The sequence below is a fragment of the Pseudomonas sp. EA_5y_Pfl2_R50 genome, assembly GCF_963970475.1.
Lineage (GTDB): Bacteria > Pseudomonadota > Gammaproteobacteria > Pseudomonadales > Pseudomonadaceae > Aquipseudomonas.
This window is the reverse complement of sequence record NZ_CAXAPT010000012.1, coordinates 54399-69585: the sequence shown is the minus strand read 5'-3', so window position 1 is coordinate 69585 and position 15187 is coordinate 54399. Positions and strand designations below refer to the sequence as shown.

The 15187-nt window shown below is 60.9% G+C and carries 16 protein-coding genes; 6 read left to right on the top strand and 10 right to left on the bottom strand.

The window, feature by feature from the left end:
* Positions 1-111: 111 nt before the first annotated feature.
* From AACY19_RS20195 to AACY19_RS20185, 3 genes are read right to left on the bottom strand one after another with little or no spacing between them, the layout of a single operon-like run.
* Complete coding sequence (locus AACY19_RS20195) at positions 112-729, bottom strand: TPM domain-containing protein (protein WP_339453284.1); 618 nt, start codon at positions 727-729, stop codon at positions 112-114.
* Between the two features lie 33 nt (positions 730-762).
* Entirely contained in the window at positions 763-1521 is a 759-nt protein-coding gene (locus tag AACY19_RS20190) for a TPM domain-containing protein (protein WP_339453282.1), read from the bottom strand.
* Between the two features lie 13 nt (positions 1522-1534).
* Positions 1535-2143 (bottom strand): LemA family protein, encoded by a 609-nt coding sequence (locus AACY19_RS20185; RefSeq protein ID WP_339453280.1) that lies wholly within the window; start codon positions 2141-2143, stop codon positions 1535-1537.
* Between the two features lie 260 nt (positions 2144-2403).
* On the opposite strand from AACY19_RS20185, the gene bglX reads away from it, so the two are divergent.
* Positions 2404-4695, top strand: a complete 2292-nt coding sequence (gene bglX / locus AACY19_RS20180) for a beta-glucosidase BglX (protein WP_339453278.1) — start codon at positions 2404-2406, stop codon at positions 4693-4695.
* Between the two features lie 70 nt (positions 4696-4765).
* Here the strand turns inward: bglX and AACY19_RS20175 are convergent, their stop codons facing one another.
* From AACY19_RS20175 to AACY19_RS20155, 5 genes are all read right to left on the bottom strand, one after another.
* Positions 4766-5923 carry a phospholipase D-like domain-containing protein gene (locus AACY19_RS20175; protein WP_339453276.1) on the bottom strand — a complete coding sequence of 386 codons (1158 nt, stop codon included), beginning with the start codon at positions 5921-5923 and terminating at the stop codon, positions 4766-4768.
* Position 5924: 1 nt separating this feature from the next.
* Complete coding sequence (locus tag AACY19_RS20170; RefSeq protein ID WP_339453274.1) at positions 5925-6515, bottom strand: YceI family protein; 591 nt, start codon at positions 6513-6515, stop codon at positions 5925-5927.
* Positions 6516-6661: 146 nt separating this feature from the next.
* A complete protein-coding gene (locus AACY19_RS20165; RefSeq protein WP_339453272.1) occupies positions 6662-6958 on the bottom strand; it encodes an amidase in 297 nt (98 codons plus the stop codon).
* On the bottom strand, positions 6955-8025 hold the full coding sequence (locus AACY19_RS20160) for a serine hydrolase domain-containing protein (RefSeq protein WP_339453270.1): 1071 nt from the start codon (positions 8023-8025) through the stop codon (positions 6955-6957). The genes AACY19_RS20165 and AACY19_RS20160 overlap by 4 nt, the downstream gene beginning before the upstream one ends.
* Positions 8026-8174: 149 nt before the next feature.
* Positions 8175-9047 (bottom strand): acyl-CoA dehydrogenase family protein, encoded by an 873-nt coding sequence (locus tag AACY19_RS20155; protein WP_339453268.1) that lies wholly within the window; start codon positions 9045-9047, stop codon positions 8175-8177.
* Between the two features lie 154 nt (positions 9048-9201).
* Between AACY19_RS20155 and olsB the strand changes: the two genes are divergently transcribed.
* Positions 9202-9957, top strand: coding sequence for an L-ornithine N(alpha)-acyltransferase (gene olsB / locus AACY19_RS20150; RefSeq protein WP_007916280.1), 756 nt, complete (start codon positions 9202-9204; stop codon positions 9955-9957).
* Positions 9957-10751, top strand: coding sequence for a lysophospholipid acyltransferase family protein (locus AACY19_RS20145; RefSeq protein ID WP_339453266.1), 795 nt, complete (start codon positions 9957-9959; stop codon positions 10749-10751). The genes olsB and AACY19_RS20145 overlap by 1 nt, the downstream gene beginning before the upstream one ends.
* 41 nt (positions 10752-10792) lie before the next feature.
* Here AACY19_RS20145 and AACY19_RS20140 read toward each other — a convergent pair whose 3' ends face one another.
* The gene (locus AACY19_RS20140) at positions 10793-11377 is read right to left on the bottom strand and encodes an acyl carrier protein phosphodiesterase (RefSeq protein ID WP_339453264.1); all 585 of its coding nucleotides are present in this window, start codon (positions 11375-11377) and stop codon (positions 10793-10795) included.
* Positions 11378-11546: 169 nt separating this feature from the next.
* Here AACY19_RS20140 and AACY19_RS20135 point away from each other — a divergent pair, with 169 nt between their 5' ends.
* Genes AACY19_RS20135 through AACY19_RS20125 form a run of 3 tightly spaced genes read left to right on the top strand, consistent with a single transcriptional unit; the run spans position 11547 to position 14129 of the window.
* Entirely contained in the window at positions 11547-11849 is a 303-nt protein-coding gene (locus AACY19_RS20135) for an ArsR/SmtB family transcription factor (RefSeq protein WP_016771327.1), read from the top strand.
* A 34-nt stretch (positions 11850-11883) separates the two neighbouring features.
* Positions 11884-13050 carry an MFS transporter gene (locus tag AACY19_RS20130; protein WP_339453262.1) on the top strand — a complete coding sequence of 389 codons (1167 nt, stop codon included), beginning with the start codon at positions 11884-11886 and terminating at the stop codon, positions 13048-13050.
* A 29-nt stretch (positions 13051-13079) separates the two neighbouring features.
* Complete coding sequence (locus AACY19_RS20125; RefSeq protein ID WP_339453260.1) at positions 13080-14129, top strand: alkene reductase; 1050 nt, start codon at positions 13080-13082, stop codon at positions 14127-14129.
* A 268-nt stretch (positions 14130-14397) separates the two neighbouring features.
* On the opposite strand, the gene emhR is transcribed toward AACY19_RS20125, so the two are convergent.
* The gene (gene emhR / locus AACY19_RS20120) at positions 14398-15030 is read right to left on the bottom strand and encodes an efflux system transcriptional repressor EmhR (RefSeq protein WP_339453258.1); all 633 of its coding nucleotides are present in this window, start codon (positions 15028-15030) and stop codon (positions 14398-14400) included.
* Between the last annotated feature and the right edge of the window lie 157 nt (positions 15031-15187).

The following is a 15187-nucleotide window of genomic DNA, read 5'->3' as shown; positions in this document are numbered from 1 at the left end:
GTATTTTAGGGGGGATGGGGGTTGGGGACACGCTCTTATTTACCCAACGGTTGTTAGAAGCGCCCTCACACTGGCCCTCCGGGAGAGGGCCAGTGTGAGGGGCTTTGGCTTTTAGGCCAACACCACCAACCGATTCGGCAACTCATTGCGCACCTGCGTCACCGGCACATGCACTTTGAGCAATTCCCCACACGCCTCAATACACGTCACAAACCCTTCCAGCGTGCGGCCCTGCCTGACCTGCTCGGTAAACGACGCCACTATCGCGTCCCAATGCCTGTTATCCAGCCGGGTGGAAATCCCTTCATCCACCAGAATTTCCACATAGCGCTCGGCCTCACAGACAAAAATCAGCACCCCGGTACTGCCCACTGTGTGATGCAGGTTCTGCTCGAGAAACTGCCGCCGCGCCAGGTTCGATGCGCGCCAGTGGCGCACGCGGCGCGGTACCAGATGCGTGGTGATTTTCGGCAAACGAAACAGCAGGCACAGGACGATGAAACTCACCCACTGCACCAACAGCAGGCTGTGCGTGTTCAGCCAGCCGGTCAGGTAGTGCACGACGCCGGGCACCACCAGCGCCAGCAGGCTGGCCCACAGCAACGGGATGTACGCGTAGTCGTCGGCGCGGGCCGCCAGTACCGTGACCAGTTCGGCGTCGGTGTCGCGCTCGACCCGGGCAATCGCCTCGGCGACTTTGCGTTGTTCGTGTTCAGTCAGTAATGCCATGTTGAAAAGTGCCTGCTCATTATTCTTTTAAGGTCACCAGCCGCCGGATGAACCACCGCCGCCGAAACTGCCCCCGCCGCCGCTGAAGCCCCCGCCTCCACCACCGCCGCCGCCAAAACCGCCGCCACCGCCGAAGCCACCACTGCCCCCGGAGCCGCCACGGCCGGCAGGCAGGATACCGAGCATCTGGCAGACAAACACCGTCAGGATGAACAACATCACTAAAAATACGAACAATCCCGGGTGCCGCGAGATGAAATCACTGGACGGATCACCGCTCGATTCATACACCGTCGAGGGCTCATCCAGCGGATTACCGCCGAGCACCACCAGCATCGCCGCGACGCCATCACTGATGCCCTTGCTGAAGTTGCCGGTCTTGAAGGCGGGTGTGATGACTTGGTGGATGATCACCGACGTCTGCGCATCGGTGAGCCGGTCTTCCAGACCATAACCGACTTCGATACGCAGTTTGCGCTCGTCACGGGCGACGATCAGCAGCGCGCCGTTGTTCTTGTCCTTTTGCCCGATGCCCCAGTGGCGACCGAGTTGAACGCCGAAGTCCTCAATGGTCGTGCCTTGCAGATCCGGCAGCGTGACAACGACCAGTTGCTCGCCGGTCGCCTGTTCGTGGGCCTGTAACTGCTGGCTCAGTTGCGCGCGCACGGACGGCTCGAGCATCTGCGCTTCGTCCACTACCCGCCCGCTCAGCGCCGGGAACGTCAACTCGGCCCGGGCGCTGACGGCGAACAGCCACAGCATCAGCACCAGGCCCATTTTCAACACACGCATGGGCAACCTCGAATCAGAACTTCACTTCCGGGGCCTTTTCCGCACCGGGCGTGGTGGCTTCGAAGGTTTCGCGGATCGGCAGATCGCTGTACATCACGCTGTGCCAGAGGCGACCGGGGAAGGTACGAATCTCGGTGTTGTATTTCTGCACCGCCAGAATGAAGTCGCGGCGCGCCACGGCAATGCGGTTTTCCGTGCCCTCGAGTTGCGATTGCAGGGCGAGGAAGTTCTGGTTGGCCTTCAGATCGGGATAACGCTCGGACACCACCATCAAACGGCTCAAGGCACCGGTCAGTTGATCCTGGGCCTGCTGGAACTGCTTGAGCTTCTCGGGGTTGTCGAGGGTGCTGGCATCGACCTGGATCGACGTGGCTTTGGCCCGCGCCTCGATGACAGCGGTCAGGGTTTCCTGCTCATGAGCGGCGTAGCCCTTCACCGTTTCCACCAGATTGGGGATCAGGTCGGCCCGCCGCTGGTACTGGTTCTGCACCTGGCCCCACGCCGCCTTGGCCTGTTCGTCGAGGGTCGGGATATTGTTGATGCCGCACGCGGTCAGCAGCGTGGCCAGCACCAGCAGCGTGGCGACCTGTAAACGTGAGCGAAAGGTTGGACTTGCATTCATCGCAGTGATGCTCCTTGGCACATATCATTATAAAAACCGAGCGCGAAACATTCTCAGCGGGCTCTTGGGGCATAATCGGCCGCGTCGCTGGATTACGACGGGGCAATGGGCTAAAAAGTGCCCTGCGTGATCATGCTGCCAAGTGTTGGCTGCCGTTTTGGCTCTGGTTCTTTGAGCCTGTACCCGAACAACAATAGTCGCTCCCTAAATTTTGGCTGGCCGGCGTTGCATTGCCGCTTGGGCCCTTGAGAAAAACATTCATGAAGAAGCTGTGTTTGCTGGGTCTGTTCGTCAGCCTGGCCAGTCATCAAGTATTGGCCGCCACGACCCCGGTACCTCTGGAAAACAAGGACGCGTTCATCACGAATCTGATGAGCCAAATGACCCTCGATGAAAAGATCGGCCAATTGCGCCTGATCAGCATCGGCCCGGAAATGCCTCGCGAGCTGATCCGCAAGGAAATCGCCGCCGGCAAAATCGGCGGCACATTCAACTCGATCACCCGCCCGGAAAACCGTCCGATGCAGGACGCGGCGATGCGCAGCCGCCTGAAGATTCCGATGTTTTTTGCTTACGACGTGATCCACGGTCACCGGACGATTTTCCCGATTCCACTGGCCCTGGCGTCAAGCTGGGACATGGACGCCATCGGCCAGTCCGGTCGCGTTGCCGCCAAGGAAGCCGCCGCCGACAGCCTCGACATCACCTTTGCGCCGATGGTCGACATCTCCCGCGATCCGCGCTGGGGTCGCAGCTCCGAAGGTTTCGGTGAAGACACCTACCTGACCTCGCGTATCGCCAAGGTCATGGTCAAGGCCTATCAGGGCGACACCCCGAGCGCCGCCGACAGCATCATGGCCAGCGTCAAGCACTTCGCCCTGTATGGCGCGGTCGAGGGGGGTCGCGACTACAACACCGTCGACATGAGCCCGGTGAAGATGTACCAGGACTACCTGCCGCCGTACCGCGCCGCGATTGATGCCGGTGCTGGCGGTGTCATGGTGGCGTTGAACTCGATCAACGGCATTCCGGCCACCGCCAACACCTGGCTGATGAACGATCTGCTGCGCAAGGACTGGGGCTTCAAGGGCCTGGCGGTCAGCGACCACGGCGCGATTTTCGAACTGATCAAGCACGGCGTCGCCCGTGACGGGCGTGAAGCGGCGAAGCTGGCGATCAAGGCCGGCATCGACATGAGCATGAACGACACTCTGTACGGCAAAGAGCTGCCGGGGCTGCTCAAGTCCGGCGAAATCGAACAGAAAGACATCGACAATGCCGTGCGCGAAGTGCTCGCGGCCAAGTACGACATGGGCCTGTTCAAGGACCCGTACCTGCGCATCGGCAAGGCTGAAGATGATCCGGTCGACACCTACGCCGACAGCCGTCTGCACCGCGCCGAGGCTCGTGAAGTCGCGCGTCGCAGCCTGGTCTTGCTGAAGAACCAGAACGAAACCCTGCCGCTGAAGAAAGACGCAAAAATCGCGCTGGTCGGACCACTCGCCAAAGCCCCCATCGACATGATGGGCAGTTGGGCGGCCGCCGGTCGCCCTGCGCAATCGGTGACCCTGTTCGACGGCATGAGCGCGGTGATCGGCAACAAGGCGAACCTGATCTACGCCCGTGGCGCCAACATCACCAGCGACAAGAAGGTGCTGGATTACCTCAACTTCCTCAACTTCGATGCGCCGGAAGTGGTCGATGACCCGCGCCCGGCCAGCGTGCTGATCGACGAAGCGGTGAAAGCGGCCAAGGACGCCGACGTGATCGTGGCAGCCGTGGGCGAGTCCCGTGGCATGTCCCACGAATCCTCCAGCCGTACCGACCTGAACATCCCGCAAACCCAGCGCGAGCTGATCCGTGCGTTGAAAGCCACCGGCAAACCGCTGGTATTGGTGTTGATGAACGGCCGTCCGCTGACCATCCTCGAAGAGAATCAGTCGGCTGATGCGATTCTGGAAACCTGGTTCAGCGGCACCGAGGGCGGCAACGCCATCGCTGACGTGCTGTTCGGCGACTACAACCCGTCAGGCAAACTGCCGGTGACCTTCCCGCGTTCCGTGGGCCAGATCCCGACGTACTACAACCACCTGAGCATTGGCCGGCCGTTCACGCCGGGCAAACCGGGCAACTACACCTCGCAGTATTTCGATGACACCACCGGGCCGCTGTTCCCGTTCGGCTATGGTTTGAGCTACACCCAATTCGCCCTGAGCGACATGGCGCTGTCCTCGACCACCCTGAACGCCACCGGCAAGCTCGACGCCAGCGTCATGGTGAAAAACACCGGCAAGCGTGACGGCGAGACCGTGGTGCAGTTGTACATTCAGGACGTTACCGGCTCGATGATTCGCCCGGTGAAGGAACTGAAAAACTTCCAGAAAATCATGCTCAAGGCCGGCGAACAGAAAGTCGTGCACTTCACCATCACCGAGGATGACCTGAAGTTCTATAACGCCCAGCTCAAATACGCGGCAGAGCCTGGCAAGTTCAACGTGCAGATCGGCCTGGATTCCCAGGACGTGACGCAGCAGAGCTTTGAGTTGCTGTAAGAACTGAAGCTACACACAAAACCTGTGGGAGCTGGCAAGCCAGCTCCCACAGTGTTTTGGGGTGTTGCAACTAGCCGCGTCTATCCAGGATATTGACCACCACCCGATCCACCCAGCCCCAGATCCGCTGCTTGACCCGTCGCCACAATGGCCGGCGCAGCCATTCCTCCAGACTCACCCGCTGACTCAGCCCGAAGTCCTTCACGAAACTCGCCTCCACCGCTGCCGTCAACGACGGGGCCAGCGCTTCCAGATTGGCTTCCAGATTGAAGCGCAGGTTCCAGTGGTCGAAATTGCACGATCCGATGCTGACCCAATCGTCCACCAGGACCATTTTCAGGTGCAGGAAACATGGCTGATATTCGAAAATCTGTACGCCAGCCTTGAGCAGGCGCGGATAGTAGCGATGCCCGGCGTAACGCACCGACGGGTGATCGGTGCGCGGCCCGGTCAGCAGCAAGCGCACATCAACGCCGCGCGCGGCAGCCTTGCGCAGGGAGCGGCGGATTTTCCAGGTTGGCAGGAAGTACGGCGTGGCCATCCAGATGCGTGTTTGCCCGCTGTTCAACGCACGGAACAACGACTGCAAAATGTCGCGGTGTTGACGGGCATCGGCATACGCCACGCGGCCCATCCCCTCGCCCTTGTCCGGCACGCGCGGCAAACGCGGCAGACCGAAATGCGCGGCCGGACGCCAGGCGCGGCGATAGCGGTTGGCAATCCATTGCCGATCAAACAGCAATTGCCAGTCGATCACCAACGGGCCACTGATTTGCACCATCACTTCGTGCCACTCACTGGTGTCGTGGCCCGGTGTCCAGAATTCGTCGGTGACGCCGGTACCGCCGACCACCGCCAGGCATTGATCGACCAGCAGCAATTTGCGGTGATCGCGATAGAAGTTGCCGACCCAGCGCCGCCAGCTCAGGCGGTTGTAAAAGCGCAGTTCGACACCGGCTTTGGTCAGGCGCTGGCGCAGCGTGAGGGTAAACGCCAGACTGCCATAGTCATCGAACAGGCAACGCACCCGCACACCGCGCTCGGCCGCCAGCACCAGCGCCTGCACGATGGCTTCGGCGCAGGCGCCAGCCTCGACCAGATACAGTTCGAGTTCGATCTGTTCCCCGGCGCCGGCGATGTGCTCAAGCATGCGCGGAAAAAATTGCGGGCCATCGATCAACAGTTCGAAGTGGTTGCCATCGCGCCACGGAAATACCGCGCCGCGCATGTCAGCGCGCCGTGAAGATCAGCACCGCACCCACCGGCACCGACAGACTGATGGCCGACAGATCGGCGAGTTTGCGCAGGCTTTCCAGCCCCGGCACGAGGTCGAAATCCTCGGCATTGATCACCAGCGGTTCCAGGGTCACCACTTGAAAACGGCGGTCATCGAGGCGCGTCGCCAACAATTCAGCGGGGTACTCGTGCTGCTTGCCGTGCAGGTTGACGGTCAGCGGCAGGCGCAACTCCAGCTGCGCGCCGGGGGCCAGATCGTTGATCGGGCGCAGGTCGATCTGGGTGGTGATGGTCGCTTCGGGGAATTGCTCGATCTGGAACAGCTCCTTGCGCATGCGCTCGTCGCGCAGCGGGATGCCGCTGTTGATCGAGTCCAGCTCGACTTCGACTTCGGCGCGACCATTGGGGTCGACCTTGCCATGCAGCACAAGAAAGCGCTGCACTTCGGAAATATTGGCGTTTTTCGTGCTGACGAACGACAGTCGCGACGACTCGCCGTCCAGATACCAATTGGCCTGCGCCGGCAGCGCGACGGCGACCAATAGCAGACTGGCGAAGGCTTTACAGAGGGAGCGGTTGAACATTGAACACTCAAGGGGCCGATAAACCTGCACGAACCTTAACCGCCCATGGGGTTATTGCAAACATCAAGATCAAAAGATCGCAGCCTGCGGCAGCGCCAGGGGAATGCATTTCATCTGTGGGGGCCTGGTTCGCAGGGGGAGCATGTTCAAGGGTTGAGGCGACAGCCCTGCCGTTCGCCCAACCACTGCGCTCTGTTGCTGCGCCCCATGCCGCTGACGGTGATGGTTTTGCTGGCGCTGTCATCGCTGAAAGCGCTGGTCGGCAACCACTGTTTCACGTAGCCGCGGCAATATTGAGCATCGTTGTTCATCACGTAGCGGCACGAACAATATTCCTTGGCGGTGTACGCGCTGATGATGTCCGGGAAGGCCCACAGGTTTTCGCGCTCGTAGACGATCCAACCGAGCAACAGCACGAGTAGCAACAGCAAAAAGCGCTTCATGGCCGCACCGCCTTCAACACTCGCTTGAGCAGTTCGTTGTGGCGGTAGCTGCCGTCGCGGTCATCGGCATAACGCACGATCACCAGTTTCTCGCCGGGAATCACGTACAACGCTTGGCCCCAGTGACCGAGGGCGGCGAAGGTGTCGGGCGGTGCATCGGGCCATGGAGCGGCGGCGCCATCCGCCGGGCGATTGAGCCACCATTGGCCGCCGGGTACGGCTTCGTCCTGATGGGCCTTGTAACCGGCGAAGGGTTCAAGGTTGAACGCGACCCAATCCCTGGGCAGTAATTGCCGATCCTTCCAGCGCCCGTCGCGGGCCATCAACAGACCGACGCGCGCCAGATCCCGTGCGGTCAGGTAAGCGTAAGACGACGCGACAAACGTGCCGCTGGCATCGGTTTCCCAAACGGCGTGACGGATGCCCAGCGGCTCGAGCAAAGCCGTCCACGGATAATCCGCATAACGCGGGCCGACGATGGTCTTCAGCGCCGCCGCGAGCAGATTGCTGTCGCCGCTGGAATAGCGGAACGCCTGCCCCGGTTCGGCGTATGTCGGGTGGTCAGCGGTGAACGCGGCCATGTCGCGGTGTCCACGGGTGTAGAGCATTGCCACCACCGAGGATTTCAGCGGGGCGTATTCGTAGTCTTCCTGCCAGTCGATACCGGAGGCCCAGTGCAGCAAGTCGGCGACTTTGATCTTCGGGTGTTGTGCCAGTGGCGTGTAGAACCTGGCGGCGGGATCTTCGAGTTTGAACAGGCCTTCGCCGTAGGCCACGCCGAGGACCGTGGCCATCAGGCTTTTGCTGATCGACCAGGTCAGGTGCGGGGTTTGTGCTGTGGTCGGGCCGGCGTAGCGTTCGTAGATGATCTGGCCGTCGCGGATGATCAGCAGCGCATCGGTGCGGATGCCTTGGCGAGTGGTGTCGTCGCGAGCCGCGAAAGCATAACTTTCCAGTGCTTCGGTGTCGGTGATCATCTGGCCGGTTGGCCATTGTTCATCCGGCCATGGTTCGGCGTGAACGGTGAAGCTGATCAGCAGCAGGAACAGCGACAGGCCTTTGCACATGATGAGGGCTCTGGGAATGAACTGGCTGAGACTAGTCGGGGTTTATGACAGGTGTGTGGTGATATTGAGGCCGCTCCCACAGGGGACCGCGTTTTTTCAATTGAAATGCGATCAAACTGTGGCAGCGAGCCTGCTCGCGAAGGGGCCAGTCAAGCCTGCGCCAAAGCCTTGGCCAAACGCTTGGCCCGAGCCCCCGCCGCCAACTGCATCACCCCCTGATCGCGCCGCCACATCTGCGCCCAATCCGAGTCACCCAGCACCAGATCAACCTCAACCTCGAGCGCATCAAACTGCGCAAACAACCCACCGAGCAACACATGCCCCGCCGGATTGTTCGGCGGCTGCCGACTCATCTCCGCACACCCGGCCAACAGCGCCAGCAAGCGCAAGAGCAGCGCTTGCGGCCAGTCGCTGTCCTGACCGACGCCGTACAGCCACGCCGTCATCGCGCTCAGCACATAGACGTCTTCAAGCGTGCGAAACGGTTTGACGTAAGCATCCCAGCCATCCCCCGCCAACAACTCGCACAACGCCCCATCGAGCTGCAAACGGCCATGGCTGATGTCCGGCATCAACGGCAGCGCCGGCAGTTTTTCCACGGTTACGCCGGGCTCGCCGGGGTACACCACGGCCAGACTCAGGCGCGGACTTTCGCCCGGCTCGTCACTGCGCGCCGCAATCAGCAGCCAATCCGCCGCGTCACCGGCGGTGACGAAATCCTTGCGCCCGCTCAAGCGCAGATCGCTCAGCCGTGTCTGCATGTCCGCCGGCCGCAGACTGCGCTGTTCGGTCGCACACAACGCACCGAGGCTCAGCGGCGCACTCGGCCAGAGCATGCGCAATGCCGCTTGATAACCGACCAGAAACGCCAGCCCTGGGGTGGCCATCCGCCGCCCGCCCGCGACCGCCAGTTCGAATGGCGTGACGTTGCCCAGTTGCTGCAACAACGTTGCAAACCCCTCGCTCAGGTCAGCAGCGGCGGGCAATCGTTCACGGCTGTGCAGCAGATCTGACCAGGGCATAAGAGGCTCCTTGTGGGCTGTCATATAAGCATCACCGAACGTTCATGGCGATGACACCGGGGCTACATAGCCTGACTTTGCACAACATGGCTGCATAAAGAAAGTCGATCGGCTGCAACCCTCGACGGGTTAAAGGCCCGTATGGAGATTCACAATGACTCAGATCGCCCGCATCAGCGACACCGGCAATGAACGCCGCCTGCAAGCCGAACGCCTGATCGGCGCCGAAGCCTTGCAGCAAGCCCAGGCCTTGCGATTCAACGTATTCAGCGGCGAGTTCAACGCCAAGCTCAAAGGCGCAGAACTGGGTCTGGACATGGATGATTATGATGTTCACTGCAGCCACATCGGCGTGCGTGATCTGAACACTGGCCGTCTGGTGGCGACCACCCGTCTGCTCGATCACACCGCCGCCAGCAGCCTCGGAAAGTTCTACAGCGAAGAAGAATTCAGCCTGCATGGCCTCGCCCATCTGCAAGGCCCGATTCTGGAAATCGGCCGCACCTGCGTCGACCCGGCGTACCGCAACGGCGGCACCATCGCCGTGTTGTGGGGCGAGCTGGCCGAAGTGCTGAATCAGGGCGGCTACAGTTATTTGATGGGCTGCGCGAGCATCCCGATGCAGGACGGCGGCATCCAGGCCCACGCGATCATGCAACGTCTGCGCGAACGCTATCTGTGCACCGAACACCTGCGCGCCGAGCCGAAAAACCCGCTGCCGACGCTGGATATCCCGTCGAACGTGATCGCCGAAATGCCGCCCCTGCTCAAGGCCTACATGCGCCTGGGCGCGAAGATTTGCGGCGAACCGTGCTGGGACGAAGATTTTCAGGTCGCCGACGTGTTCATCCTGCTCAAGCGCGACGAACTCTGCCCGCGCTACGCCAAGCACTTCAAGGCGGCGGTGTGATGAGCCGGCTGCGGGTGTACGCGCGGATCGCGCGAGTGCTGCTGGTGGTGTCGCTGGGGTTGACCATGGCCAGCGTCTTCGGCGTTTTTGAGCGCATTGGCCTGGCGCATTCGATGGAGCGGCGCCAGCGTTGGTCGCGCTTCTTCATGGCACGCTTGGGCAACGCCCTGCCCTTTCGCGTGACCGTGCACGGTGAGTTGCCGAAACAGCCGATGCTGTGGGTCAGCAATCATGTGTCGTGGACGGATATTCCACTGCTCGGCATGCTCACGCCGCTGTCGTTTCTGTCCAAGGCCGAGGTGCGCACCTGGCCAGTGGCCGGTTGGCTCGCGGCCAAGGCTGGCAGCCTGTTCATCCGCCGAGGGTCGGGCGACAGCCAGTTGATCCGCAAACAGATGACCCGTCACCTGCAAACCGAGCATGCGCTGCTGATGTTCCCGGAAGGCACCACCACCGACGGCCGCTCGCTGCGCACCTTTCATGGTCGCTTGCTGTCGGCGGCGATTGATTCCGAGGTGATGCTGCAACCGGTGGCGATCCGTTATCTGCGCGACGGCGAAATCGATGGGCTGGCGCCATTCATTGGTGACGATGACTTGCTCTCGCACCTGATGCGTTTGTTCAGTCATGATTGCGGTGATGTCGAGGTGCACCTGCTCAAGCCGATTGCCTGTCAGGGTCGGGAGCGTGCAGCGCTGGCGTTCGAAGCGCAGCAGGCGGTGCAGAAGGTGTTGTTTGGTGAGGTGGCGAAACCTGCCGAACCGCGCCGTGCCGGCGAACTGATCGCTGCCTGAAATACAGTTCCCTGTGGGAGCGAGCCTGCTCGCTCCCACATTCAGATCTTCAGTGATTCGGGGGGTTGGGCGAAGTCCTGGAGTTGCGGGTAGAACAAACGGAAGTCTTCACTCAACGGCTCATACAATCGCCGCAATTCCTGCATCGCCCCCGCCAGCTCTTCCGGACGGGTCAGTCGCCGCGAGATCCCGCGCAACACCTGCTCCAGCACTTCGAATTCCTGATACGAGCCCAACCAGTCATTGGCGACCATGTGCGGGGCGATCTTTGCCAGCCGTTCGGGCAACTGCCGCTCACGGGTCAGTACCCGATAGACGTCAGCCGTAAAAATCTCCAGCGGCTGATCGGCATACAACCGCCAGTCCCGCGCCAGGCAATGATCGAAAAACACATCGAGCACGATGCCCGCGTAACGCCGTCGCGTCTCGGTGAACCGCCCCAAGGCGATGTCCACCCGCGGATGACGATCAGTGAACACGTCAATCCGGCGATGCAGTTGAATCGCGGCTTCCACCTCCGGCGCAAACTGCCCTTGCAGCCGGCCTTTGACGAAGTCGCCATACAGGCTGCCGAGCAATTGACCGGGACGCTGCCCACCCAGATGTAAATGTGCGAGATAGTTCATGGGCGCAGCTTAGCACCGCGCTCTGCCATCGACATCTCCCCATATCGTTATAACCCGATATAGCGATTTGCATGCTCATCAGATCAAAATCATATTGGTATATCGCGAATTACCGATTTAAAGTTCGCCTCATCGCGATATAGCGTTTTACACAACCGAGCCCCCTGCCATGAACCTTGACCTCGACGAAATAATAAAAGCCCTGGCGCACCCAGTACGGCGAGACATCCTCAACTGGCTGAAAGACCCGAAAGGCGAATTCCCGGAACAGTTGCACAACCACGAGTACGGCATCTGTGCCGGGCAGATCGATCAGCGCTGCGGCCTGTCGCAGTCGACCGTTTCTGCGCACCTCGCGACGTTGCAACGCGCAGGGCTGATCAGCAGCCAGAAGGCCGGTCAATGGCACTTTTTCAAACGCAACGAGGACGTGATACAGGCGTTCCTCAGCACACTCAGTAAAGAGCTCTGACCCTTAACGTCAGCCAGCCGACAAGGAAACAAGCATGCCCCTCTCGCTACTCATTCTCGCCCTGAGCGCCTTTGCCATCGGCACCACCGAATTCGTCATCATGGGCCTGTTGCCCGATGTGGCGGCCGACCTCGGTGTGTCGATCCCCGGCGCTGGCTGGCTGGTCACCGGTTACGCCCTGGGCGTGGCCATCGGGGCGCCGTTCATGGCGATGGCCACCGCCAAACTGCCGCGTAAAGCAGCGCTGGTCGCGTTGATGGGCATCTTCATTGTCGGCAACCTGCTTTGCGCGATTGCCAGTGATTACAACGTGCTGATGTTTGCCCGGGTGATCACCGCTCTGTGCCACGGCGCGTTCTTCGGTATCGGTTCGGTCGTTGCCGCCAACCTGGTGCCGGCCAACAAGCGTGCTTCGGCCGTTGCCTTGATGTTCACCGGCCTGACCCTGGCCAACGTCCTCGGTGTACCGCTGGGCACTGCGCTGGGTCAGCAATACGGCTGGCGCTCGACCTTCTGGGCGGTGACCGTCATCGGTGTGATTGCACTGATCGGCCTGATCCGCTTCCTGCCGGCCAAGCGTGACGAAGAGAAACTCGACATGCGCGCCGAACTCGCCGCCCTCAAAGGCGCCGGGATCTGGTTGTCGCTGAGCATGACCGCGCTGTTCGCCGCGTCCGTGTTCACCCTGTTCACCTATGTCGCGCCGCTGCTCGGCGAAGTCACTGGCGTGTCGCCGCGTGGCGTGACCTGGACGCTGATGCTGATCGGCCTGGGCCTGACCGTCGGCAACATCATCGGCGGCAAACTCGCCGACAAAGGCATGGCCGCCACGCTGATCGGCGTGTTCATCGCCATGGCCGTGGTCTCCACGGTGCTGACCTGGACCAGCGTCGCGCTGATCCCGACTGAAATCACCCTGTTCCTCTGGGCCACCGCGTGTTTCGCCGCCGTACCGGCGCTGCAAGTCAACGTGGTGACCTTCGGCAAAGCCGCACCGAACCTGGTTTCGACCCTGAACATCGGCGCGTTCAACGTCGGCAATGCTCTCGGCGCCTGGGTTGGCGGCACCGTCATCGCCCACGGCTACGGCCTGACCAGCGTCCCGCTCGCCGCCGCCGCGCTGGCTGTGCTCGCGCTGCTGGTGACCCTGATTACTTTCCGTCAGAACGGCAATGCCGATCTGGCCCCAGCAACCAACTGATTAACTTTTCACTTACGAGGGTTGTAGACATGGCAACTATTTTTGATCCAATCAAGCTCGGCGACATCGAACTGGCCAACCGCATCATCATGGCGCCGCTGACTCGCTGCCGCGCCGACGAAGGCCGCGTGCCGAATGCGTTGATGGCTGAGTATTACGTACAGCGCGCTTCCGCCGGCCTGATCCTCAGCGAAGCTACGTCGGTGACACCGATGGGCGTCGGCTACCCTGACACCCCGGGCATCTGGTCCAACGATCAAGTACGTGGCTGGGCGAACGTCACCAAAGCCATTCACGCTGCCGGCGGCAAGATCTTCCTGCAACTGTGGCACGTCGGCCGTATCTCTCACGAGTCGTACCTGAACGGTGAAACCCCGGTGGCACCGAGCGCGATCCAGCCAAAAGGTCACGTCAGCCTGGTTCGCCCAATGGCCGACTACCCAACCCCGCGTGCACTGGAAACCGCTGAAATCGCCGACATCGTCGACGCTTACCGCACCGGTGCCGAGAACGCCAAAGCCGCCGGTTTCGACGGTGTGGAAATCCACGGCGCCAACGGTTACCTGCTTGACCAGTTCCTGCAAAGCAGCACCAACCAGCGCACCGACAACTACGGCGGTTCCCTGGAAAACCGTGCGCGACTGCTACTGGAAGTGACTGATGCCGCCATCGAAGTCTGGGGCGCCGGCCGTGTTGGTGTGCACCTGGCACCGCGCGCTGATTCCCATGACATGGGCGACGACAACCTGGCGGAAACCTTCACCTACGTCGCACGTGAACTGGGCAAGCGTGGTATCGCATTCATCTGCTCCCGCGAGAAAGAAGGTGCCGACAGCCTCGGCCCGCAATTGAAAGAAGCGTTCGGCGGCCCGTACATCGCCAACGAAAAATTCACCAAGGACAGCGCCAACGCGTGGCTGGCCGACGGCAAGGCAGACGCTGTGGCGTTCGGCGTGCCGTTCATCGCCAACCCGGATCTGCCGGCGCGTTTGAAGGCTGATGCGCCGTTGAATGAGGCGCGTCCGGAGCTGTTCTACGCGAAAGGCCCGGTCGGTTATATCGACTACCCAACGCTGTAACAGGCAACACGCAGAAACGCAAAAGCCCCCGACTCGTGAGAGCCGGGGGCTTTTTGCTGGATTTGCTCGCTGGAGGTCAAACGTGGGAGTTGACTGTCAATGTCCGGGTTTCCTCGACGCCGACCTGACTGGCGAGCGTTACCTTGTTTCACAAGGACGAAACAATTTCCCTACAAAATGCGTAGCTCGCTACGTATAAACTCCGCCCCCGCTGACGTATATAAAAGCAGGCCAATTGACATAAGCTGTGTCAATTACGGATTTTGTTTCATTTGCGCAGGCTCGGGCTCAGGCGCAGCATATCCAGCCCTGTATCGACCCAACGCTCGGCTTCGGCATGCAGTTCGAAACTGTCTGGCGTCAGCAGCCAGCCATACAGGAGGCCATCAATATAGGCATGAATGCTGATGGCCGCGCGGGCGGTGTCGAGATCCTCCGGCAACTGGCCCCGATTGACCGCATTACGCAGGGTCAGCCCGATGCGCTCATTGCATTCGAGACTGGCCACTCGGCGCTGCTGGCGCAAATCGCACATTTCATCGGTGAACTCGCACTTATGAAACAGAATTTCGTTGATACGCCGGGTCTTCGGGTCCAGCGCAACTTGATGAAACAAATGAATCAGCAATTTGCGCATGCAGCCCAGCGGATCAAGTTCGTCCTCGCTCTCGCTGGCCTTGGCCAATTCATCCAGGGGTTCATGCAACGTATCGAGCATGGCCTGCAACAGATCAGCCTTGTTGCTGAAGTGCCAGTAGATCGCACCGCGCGTGACACCGGCCAGGGTCGCAATGTCTGCGAGGGTCGTGCGAGCGACACCCCGTTCATAGAAGGCTTTCTCTGCCGCTTCCAGGATCTGGCTGCGGGTTTCCTGAGCTTCCTCTTTGGTACGACGGACCATGGCAGTAAAACCTCAAACAGGATGTTTCAGGGATGGCTGAACATCCGCTGAATAAAGAGGGGGCGATCTCTCGTGAATCGGCTCCCCAGCCTACAATTTCATACCTTGCAACGACTTCTGTAACAGGATGGGTACGCGGACAAGGTGTTTACAAACA

Coding starts and splice junctions, on each gene's coding strand:
- AACY19_RS20195 (WP_339453284.1), bottom strand. CDS start 729: ATGGCATTACTGACTGAACACGAACAACGCAAAGTCGCCGAGGCGATT.
- AACY19_RS20190 (WP_339453282.1), bottom strand. CDS start 1,521: ATGCGTGTGTTGAAAATGGGCCTGGTGCTGATGCTGTGGCTGTTCGCC.
- AACY19_RS20185 (WP_339453280.1), bottom strand. CDS start 2,143: ATGAATGCAAGTCCAACCTTTCGCTCACGTTTACAGGTCGCCACGCTG.
- bglX (WP_339453278.1), top strand. CDS start 2,404: ATGAAGAAGCTGTGTTTGCTGGGTCTGTTCGTCAGCCTGGCCAGTCAT.
- AACY19_RS20175 (WP_339453276.1), bottom strand. CDS start 5,923: ATGCGCGGCGCGGTATTTCCGTGGCGCGATGGCAACCACTTCGAACTG.
- AACY19_RS20170 (WP_339453274.1), bottom strand. CDS start 6,515: ATGTTCAACCGCTCCCTCTGTAAAGCCTTCGCCAGTCTGCTATTGGTC.
- AACY19_RS20165 (WP_339453272.1), bottom strand. CDS start 6,958: ATGAAGCGCTTTTTGCTGTTGCTACTCGTGCTGTTGCTCGGTTGGATC.
- AACY19_RS20160 (WP_339453270.1), bottom strand. CDS start 8,025: ATGTGCAAAGGCCTGTCGCTGTTCCTGCTGCTGATCAGCTTCACCGTT.
- AACY19_RS20155 (WP_339453268.1), bottom strand. CDS start 9,047: ATGCCCTGGTCAGATCTGCTGCACAGCCGTGAACGATTGCCCGCCGCT.
- olsB (WP_007916280.1), top strand. CDS start 9,202: ATGACTCAGATCGCCCGCATCAGCGACACCGGCAATGAACGCCGCCTG.
- AACY19_RS20145 (WP_339453266.1), top strand. CDS start 9,957: ATGAGCCGGCTGCGGGTGTACGCGCGGATCGCGCGAGTGCTGCTGGTG.
- AACY19_RS20140 (WP_339453264.1), bottom strand. CDS start 11,377: ATGAACTATCTCGCACATTTACATCTGGGTGGGCAGCGTCCCGGTCAA.
- AACY19_RS20135 (WP_016771327.1), top strand. CDS start 11,547: ATGAACCTTGACCTCGACGAAATAATAAAAGCCCTGGCGCACCCAGTA.
- AACY19_RS20130 (WP_339453262.1), top strand. CDS start 11,884: ATGCCCCTCTCGCTACTCATTCTCGCCCTGAGCGCCTTTGCCATCGGC.
- AACY19_RS20125 (WP_339453260.1), top strand. CDS start 13,080: ATGGCAACTATTTTTGATCCAATCAAGCTCGGCGACATCGAACTGGCC.
- emhR (WP_339453258.1), bottom strand. CDS start 15,030: ATGGTCCGTCGTACCAAAGAGGAAGCTCAGGAAACCCGCAGCCAGATC.